This window comes from Lutibacter sp. (genome assembly GCF_046055765.1).
Lineage (GTDB): Bacteria > Bacteroidota > Bacteroidia > Flavobacteriales > Flavobacteriaceae > Lutibacter.
The window spans coordinates 1-7,388 of the sequence record NZ_JASFZF010000137.1 but is presented as its reverse complement, the minus strand read 5'-3'; the positions used below and the strand labels follow the sequence as shown (position 1 = coordinate 7,388).

At 31.1% G+C, this 7,388-nt stretch carries 7 protein-coding genes; 5 read left to right on the top strand and 2 right to left on the bottom strand.

Features of this window, described 5'->3' with window-relative positions; translation table 11 throughout:
• From QM495_RS12600 to acs, 3 genes are all read left to right on the top strand, one after another.
• The coding region (locus tag QM495_RS12600) for an aldehyde dehydrogenase family protein (RefSeq protein ID WP_408672469.1) at positions 1–1,270 on the top strand (1,270 nt) is incomplete at its 5' end.
• A 65-nt stretch (positions 1,271–1,335) separates the two neighbouring features.
• Entirely contained in the window at positions 1,336–1,695 is a 360-nt protein-coding gene (locus tag QM495_RS12595; protein ID WP_408672468.1) for a DUF779 domain-containing protein, read from the top strand.
• A 26-nt stretch (positions 1,696–1,721) separates the two neighbouring features.
• Complete coding sequence (acs, locus tag QM495_RS12590) at positions 1,722–3,629, top strand: acetate--CoA ligase (RefSeq protein WP_408672467.1); 1,908 nt, start codon at positions 1,722–1,724, stop codon at positions 3,627–3,629.
• A gap of 51 nt (positions 3,630–3,680) precedes the next feature.
• Here acs and QM495_RS12585 read toward each other — a convergent pair whose 3' ends face one another.
• Entirely contained in the window at positions 3,681–4,436 is a 756-nt protein-coding gene (locus QM495_RS12585) for a lysophospholipid acyltransferase family protein (RefSeq protein WP_408672466.1), read from the bottom strand.
• Entirely contained in the window at positions 4,437–5,528 is a 1,092-nt protein-coding gene (locus tag QM495_RS12580; RefSeq protein WP_408672465.1) for a M42 family metallopeptidase, read from the bottom strand.
• 259 nt (positions 5,529–5,787) lie between these two features.
• On the opposite strand from QM495_RS12580, the gene QM495_RS12575 reads away from it, so the two are divergent.
• Together QM495_RS12575 and QM495_RS12570 are read left to right on the top strand one after the other, a co-directional pair.
• Positions 5,788–6,027, top strand: coding sequence for a transposase (locus tag QM495_RS12575; RefSeq protein ID WP_408672464.1), 240 nt, complete (start codon positions 5,788–5,790; stop codon positions 6,025–6,027).
• A 454-nt stretch (positions 6,028–6,481) separates the two neighbouring features.
• A complete protein-coding gene (locus QM495_RS12570) occupies positions 6,482–7,192 on the top strand; it encodes a DUF4294 domain-containing protein (RefSeq protein ID WP_408672463.1) in 711 nt (236 codons plus the stop codon).
• Positions 7,193–7,388 lie beyond the last annotated feature (196 nt).

Sequence of the window (7,388 nt, the reverse complement as noted above, 5' to 3'; positions counted from 1 at the left end):
AAATAAAGTAGCTGATATAATTGAAGCTAATTTGGAAGAATTTGCTTTGGTTGAAACCTGTGATAATGGAAAAGCTATTAGAGAAACATTAAATGCAGACATTCCATTGGCTATTGACCATTGGCGTTATTTTGCTGCGGTAATAAGAGCAGAAGAAGGTTCAGCTACAGAATTAGATGCCAATACATTATCAATGAATATTAAAGAACCATTAGGTGTAATTGCTCAAATTATTCCATGGAATTTTCCGTTATTGATGCTTTCGTGGAAAATACCACCAGCTTTAGCAGCAGGAAATTGTGTTATTTTAAAACCAGCGGAACAAACCCCTTCAACAGCAACCTTATTAATGGAAAAAATTGCAGAAGTATTTCCTCCAGGAGTTTTAAATATTATACATGGTTTTGGTCCTGAAGCAGGGAAACCACTTGCATCTCATTCTGGAGTTGATAAGGTAGCGTTTACAGGAGAAACTACTACCGGACAGTTAATTATGCAATATGCTTCAAAAAATTTAAATCCTGTAACTATGGAATTAGGAGGTAAATCTCCAAATATTTTCTTTAATAGTGTTATGGATGAAGACGATGCATTTTTAGATAAAGCAATTGAAGGAGCAGTATTATTTGCATTTAATCAAGGTGAAGTTTGTACGTGTCCGTCAAGAATTTTAGTTCAAGAAGACATTTATGATGCGTTTATGGAAAGAGTAGTTGCAAGAACCAAAGCTATTAACCAAACAAATCCTTACGATACAAATTGTATGATGGGAGCACAAGCTTCAAACGATCAATATGAAAAAATTCTTTCTTATATAAAGATAGGAAAAGAAGAAGGAGCGAAAGTTCTTACAGGAGGAGAAGCTTGTAAGTTAGAGGGCGATTTATCAAACGGTTTTTATATTCAACCAACAATTTTAGAAGGACACAATAAAATGCGTGTTTTCCAAGAAGAAATTTTTGGACCCGTAGTAGCAGTTACTAAATTTAAAGATGAGGCAGATGCAATTGAAATTGCAAACGATACACTTTATGGTTTAGGAGCAGGTGTTTGGACTAGAGATGCGCATCAATTATATCAAATTCCAAGAGCAATTAAAGCAGGTAGAGTTTGGGTGAATTGTTATCATGCCTATCCGGCTCATGCACCATTTGGAGGTTATAAAAAATCTGGATTTGGTAGAGAAAATCATTTAATGATGATGAATTATTATCGTCAAACTAAAAATATGTTAATATCTTACGATAAAAATAAATTAGGTTTCTTTTAGGAAATAAAATAAATAAAGCTGGCTGCATAATTTATATGTAGTCAGCTTTTTTAAAATTTAATTGAATGGGTTATGAAAGAATAGCAATTACAGATGAAGCTGTTAAAATTGTAGAACAGTTAAAAGAAAACTACGGAGAACTAATATTTCATCAAAGTGGAGGTTGTTGTGATGGTTCAGCACCAATGATTTTCGAAAAAGAAGATATGTATTTAGATGATAGTGACATTTTACTTGGGCAGTTATCAGGTGTAAATTACTATATGAATCAAGATCAATTTGAATATTGGAAACACACACACTTAACAGTTGATATTACGAAAGGTAGAGGATCTAGTTTTTCACTCGAAATACCACTTGGAATTCGATTTATCATTCATTCTAGAATATTAACCGAAGAAGAAAATACAGCACTTAACAAATAATAATACAAATAGATTAGAGTTAAAAAATGAGTAATTACCACATAAAACATTTAGAAGAGTACTATCAAGTTTATAGAAAATCAATTAGATATCCAGAAGTATTTTGGGAAGAAATTGCTGAAGAACATTTTGTTTGGCGTAAAAGATGGGATAAAGTATTAAGTTGGGATTTCACAAAACCAGAGGTAAAATGGTTTGAAGGAGCCAAATTAAATATTACTGAAAACTGTATAGATAGGCATTTAAGAATTCGTGGAGATAAAACTGCTATTTTATTTGAACCTAATGATCCTAAAGAAGAAGCGCAACATATTACATATCAGCAATTATCTGAGCGAGTAAATAAATTTGCAAATGTATTGAAAGATCAAGGTATTAAAAAAGGTGAAAGAGTTTGTATTTATTTGCCTATGATTCCAGAATTATCAGTTGCTGTTTTAGCTTGCGCGCGTATTGGAGCAATTCATTCAGTAGTTTTTGCAGGTTTTTCAGCTACTGCTTTATCAACAAGAATTAACGATTCAGATTGTAAAATGGTAATCACTTCTGATGGCTCTTTTAGAGGAAGTAAAACCATCGATTTAAAAAGTATTGTAGATGAAGCTCTTGAAAATTGTTCTTGTGTAACAACTGTTTTGGTTGTAAAAAGAATCAATTCAGAAATTAATATAAAAAAAGGAAGAGATAAATGGCTTCAACCACTACTTGATGATGCATCCAATGAATGTGAACCAGAGATTATGGATGCTGAAGATCCTTTATTCATATTATATACTTCAGGTTCAACAGGGAAACCAAAAGGAATGGTTCATACAACTGCAGGATATATGATTTACACAGCCTATACTTTTAAAAATGTTTTTAACTATAGAGAAAATGATGTGTATTGGTGTACGGCAGATATTGGTTGGATTACGGGTCATAGTTATATTGTTTACGGTCCGTTAGCGAATGGAGCAACAACTGTTATGTTTGAAGGAGTTCCAAATTTTCCAGATTACGGACGTTTTTGGGAGATAGTAGAAAAACATAAAATCACACAGTTTTATACGGCGCCAACTGCAATTAGAGCTTTGGCAAAAGAAAAATTAGAGTTTGTTGAAAAATATGACTTATCATCTCTGAAAGTATTAGGCTCTGTAGGTGAGCCTATTAATGAAGAAGCCTGGCATTGGTATAATGATAATGTAGGAAAAAAGAAAAGCCCAATTGTAGATACTTGGTGGCAAACAGAAACTGGTGGAATGATGATTTCACCAATTCCGTATGCAACACCAACAAAACCAACCTATGCAACTTTACCATTACCGGGTGTTCAACTAGCTTTAATGGATGAAAAAGGTGAAGAAATAAAAGGGAATCAGATTGATGGACGTTTATGTGTGAAGTTTCCTTGGCCAGCAATGGCAAGAACTATTTGGGGAAATCATGAGCGTTATAGAGAAACATATTTCTCAGCCTATAAAAATAATTATTTTACAGGTGATGGAGCGTTGCGTGATGAAGTTGGTTATTACAGAATTACTGGTAGGGTAGATGATGTAATTATTGTTTCTGGGCATAATTTAGGAACAGCGCCTATTGAAGATGCTATAAATGAACATCAAGCAGTTGCAGAATCTGCTATTGTAGGTTTTCCACATAATATTAAAGGAAGTGCATTGTATGGATTTGTGATAATTAAAGAAACTGGTGAATCTAGAATACATGAAAATTTACGAAAAGAAATTAATCAAATAATTACAGAGCATATTGGTCCAATTGCCAAATTAGATAAAATTCAGTTTGTTACGGGATTGCCTAAAACACGTTCAGGGAAAATTATGCGAAGAATTTTACGTAAAATAGCTTGTAATGATACAGGTAATTTAGGAGATATTTCAACGTTGTTAAACCCTGATGTTGTAGAATCCATAATTAAAGGAAGTTTGTAACATAAATAAAAAACCTACATAATTGTAGGTTTTTTATTTTAGAGTAATTTGCTATTTAGTATTCCATTCTTTTCTAAATCTAAGAAGCTCTTCATCAATTTTTTGTTTAGATAAAGAAATTAACTCATCAACATTATCAGAAAAAATAGGTTCTAAATAACTTACCTTAATTTCAGTACGCCATTTACCAAAGCATCGTAAAAAATGAGGTAGAAAGGTATCGTCACCAATCCAAGCATCATTTATATTTTTATAATCTATGGCAATTGGGATAATTGGGACACCTAATTTTACTGCTAAAACAAAAGATCCAGGTTTAAATTTAATAGTTGTTGCCTCTATATGAGTAGTTCCTTCAGGAGTATTTAATATTGAAAAACCGTTTTCTAAAACTAAATTCACTTTATTTCTGGTTTCAGCCCTTTTGTCTTTATTATCTCTTTCAACAAAAATAACACCAGTAGTCTTGCAGGCATAGCCAATTAAAGGCCACGATTCAACTTCTTTTTTCGCAATAGGATATGCTAATACATTTCTTAAAATGACAAGAGGATCGAAGTAGCTTCTATGATTGGAAATAATTAAACCAGAAATTTTAGGCTCTTTTCCAAATACCGTAATTTTTGAACCTAATATATAATGCAATACACGAATAATAATTCGTCTGTAAATAATACCACGCTCAATTTTTTTACTTTTACTTTTATAAAATAAATTAGTAAATAATAAAGCAGTAAGTATTGTAGATGTTACTATGGCAAAAAGAAGTAATCTAATAATTCCTAATAAAGTTCTAAATACAATCATTTAGTCAAAATAGCTAAAAGTGTCACCTTCTTTTATTTTTAGTAGCGATTCATAAATTAATTTAATTACATTTTCAACATCATCTTTATGTACCATTTCAACAGTGGTGTGCATATAGCGTAACGCCAATGAAATTAATGCTGAAGGAACTCCACCATTACTATATGCAAAAGCATCTGTATCTGTACCTGTTGCTCTTGACGAAGCTAAACGCTGAAACGGAATTTTATTTGCAATTGCAGTATCAACAATTAAATCTCGTAAATTATTTTGAACAGCAGGAGCATAGCTAATTACAGGTCCATCACCCGAAATTGTTTCTCCTTCTTTCTTTTTGTCAATCATAGGTGTTGTAGTATCATGGCAAACATCTGTGACAATGGCAATATTTGGTTTTATGGTTTGGGTAATCATTTCAGCACCACGCAAGCCAATTTCTTCTTGCACAGAATTAGTAATGTACAAGCCAAAAGGTAATTTCACCTTATTTTCTTTCAATAAACGAGCAACTTCAGCAATCATAAAACCACCCATTCTATTATCAAGTGCTCTGCAAACAAAGTTGTTTTTGTTTAAAATGAAAAATTTATCAGGGTAAGTAATTACGCAACCAACATGGATTCCTAGTTTTTCAACTTCTTCTTTCTTTTTACATCCAACATCAATAAATATGTTATCTAGTTTAGGAGCTTCTTCTTTGCCACTTAGGCGTGTGTGAATTGCCGGCCAGCCAAAAACACCTTTTACAATACCTTTCTTAGTGTGAATATTTACAATTTTTGAAGGTGCTATTTGATGATCACTTCCTCCATTTCTAATTACATAAATTAAACCTTCAGGAGTGATATAATTTACATACCAAGAAATTTCATCGGCATGACCTTCAATAACCACTTTAAATTTAGCATCCGGATTGATTACTCCTACAGCAGTACCATAACTATCTGTTATAAATGTATCCACATACGGTTTCAAATAATCCATCCATATTTTCTGTCCTTCACGTTCATAACCAGTAGGCGATGCATTGTTTAAATACTTTTCTAAAAAAGTAATCGATTTTTTATTGAGTATAGGTTTTGTTTTGCTCATAATTAAATATAAATTTTCATCAAAAATAAGGAAGTTTTCCCATACTAAAAATAATTATTTGGGCGTTCCCTTACAGGTCGTGCTATTCATTCTATCTTTTTATGTAAACACATAAAAAGGATGCCACTTTTATCACTAACGCAATAGAGTTGTAAACTTGATAGTGCGGATTTGAATCCGTGCATAAAGTACTTTCCAATTCACAATAAGTTGTATATTTTGCAATAAAAAAAGCGATGTCTACAAAATATAAGGCATAATGCCTGATACGGGTTATTTTACAACTATTATAACTGTTGGTTGGGTTGATGTGTTTACAAGGTTAGATCAAAAGTGTGTTATTACTAAAGCTTTAAGTTATTGTCAGCAACATAAAGGACTAGAAATTTATGCTTACTGTATAATGTCAAGCCATGTGCATCTATTATACAAGGCTAAAGAAGGTTTTTTATTGTCACATATTGTGCGTGATTTTAAAAAGTACTCTTCAAAAAAATAATTAAAACCATTATTAATTATCATGAAAGCAGAAGAGAATGGATGCTTAATTATTTTCAAAAAGCGTGTGAACATTTAAAGCGAAAACAAAATTATAAAGTTTGGCAAGATGCATATCATGCAGAGGTATGTAATTCCAATACATTTATGAAGCAAAAATTAGATTATATTCACAACAACCCTATAAAAGACAGGGAGTAACTAACCCTCAAGATTATGTTTTTAGTTCTGCAAGGAATTATGCCGATTAGGTAATGAATTAGAGGTTATTATTTTAACTATTTTTTAAAGGCACGAATTGCAAATCCGCACTATTTATATGTCATTTAAATTATAAAATAAAATTGTTCTTGATGACGCGAATTTGTAATCCGTGATTCCATGAAATAATTTTAAAAGTTAATTTGAAATAGATTTATGAATGTTGTATTTTTGAAATTCTTTTTAGTAAAAAAATGAAATTTAAATTTAAAATAGTTGTTGTGCTACTCATGTTAATAATGAGTACAGGTCTTTTTTCACAAGTAGAAAAGGATAAAGATTCAGTGCTTTTAACTGATCGTTATATTATTTTTGAAGGAGACACCTTATTAATAGAGTTGAATGAAGTATTGCTATTAAAAAAACTAAAATTTAAAACAAGTTATGATCGACGCTATTATTATTGGTTTCGAAAAAAAACATTAAAAGCATACCCTTATGCAAAATTAGCAGCCGATAGATTGAATGTTTTAACTGAAAGATTAGGGAAAATAAAATCTAAAAGACGAAAGAAGCAATACACCAAGAGAATTCAAAAATACTTAGAGGAAGAATTAACCGGTCAGCTAAAAAAGTTAACAAGAACTGAAGGGAGAATACTTATTAAGTTAGTACATAGACAAACTGGGGATACTTCATTTAATTTAATTAAAAATTTACGAAGTGGGTGGAAAGCATTTTGGTACAATACAACAGCAAATTTGTTCAAGCTATCATTAAAAGATGAGTATGACCCTATTAATAATAAAGAAGATTATTTAATTGAAGACATTCTACAACGTGCTTTTGTTGATGGAGTTTTAGAAGAACAACCTTCAAAATTAGACTTTGATTATCTAGAATTAACTAAAAAATGGATTGACGTTCCAAAACCTAAAGTAAAAGTTAAACCAAAAAAACACTAGAATCCTGACTAAAATTTTAATTTTTTGGAATTAAAAACTATATTTAATAACCAGTTTCATCTACTTCACCATTTTATTTTGATTGTTAAATATCGGATATTCAGGGATGTAAAATCAGGTTAAAAGAAAGTGTAAAAAGAATATTAAATAAGTGTTGTAGGGAATAAAAAAGATATTAGATTTGCAACCGCAAACG